Genomic DNA, 1,016 nt, shown 5'->3' on the forward strand with positions numbered 1-1,016 from the left:
CTTCCCGGGGGGCCGGGGCCTGTCAGGAGGCCCAGGTTTCCTGGGATGTCGCGGTTGCGGCGTACCTTCGCCATCTGGCGGCCGAGCGTGGCCGGTCCCCGGAGACCGTCCGTGCCTATCGGGCCGATCTCGCCCATCTGCGTGGGTACGCCCAGGATGCCGGGCTCGACGAGCTTGCCGGCGTCGATCTCGGGGTGCTGCGCGGATGGCTCGCCGGGATGCGGGCTCGCGGGGCCGCCGCCACCACCCTGGCCAGGCGGGTCTCGGTGGCGCGCGGCTTCAGCGCGTTCGCGGCCCGGCAGGGATGGCTGGCCGCCGACGTCGCCGAGCGGCTGGCGGGCCCCCGGCGGCCTGCGTCGTTACCGACGGTGCTGACCGCCGCCCAGACATGGGAGCTGTTGGCGGCCCGCCCCCGGCCGCTGCCCGACGATGGTGACCTGCCCGCGGCCAGCCGGCACGCGGTCGTCATCCGGCGCGCGGCCGCCGTCCGTGACGACGCCGTCCTCGAGCTGCTGTACGCCACCGCCACCCGGGTCGGCGAACTGTGCGGTCTCGACATCGACGACATCGACGACGAGCGACGGCTGGTGCGGGTCCGCGGCAAGGGCGGGCGTGAGCGCGCCGTCCCCTTCGGCGTGCCGGCGGGGCGGGCCCTGCGGAGCTGGCTTGCGGCCGGCCGCCCGGCGCTCGCCGTGGCCGGCAGCGGGCGGGCGCTGTTCCTGGGGGTGCGCGGCCGCCGGCTCGACCCCAGGACGGTCCGGCGCATCCTGGCCGCCCGGACCGCTGCGGCGGACGGGACCGGGCCGGTCAGCCCGCACGACATCCGCCACTCCGCGGCCACGCATCTGCTGGAAGGCGGCGCGGATCTCCGGTCGGTGCAGGAGTTCCTCGGTCATGCCAGCCCCACCACAACACAGATCTACACCCATGTCACGCCGCAACGGCTGCGTGCCGCGTTCGAGCAGAGCCATCCGCGGGCCTGACAGCCGGGGAGCGCCCGGCTGCCCGGCAGCGGA

General features: G+C 76.3%; 1 protein-coding gene. It reads left to right on the plus strand.

All coding sequences use genetic code 11. The features are described from left to right. On the plus strand, window positions 1-983 hold a 983-nt coding region (locus AC5LUJ_RS02005), incomplete at its 5' end, for a tyrosine recombinase XerC (protein WP_493464370.1). Window positions 984-1,016: the final 33 nt, after the last annotated feature.

The organism is Protofrankia sp. CiP1_Cm_nod3 (assembly GCF_982290655.1).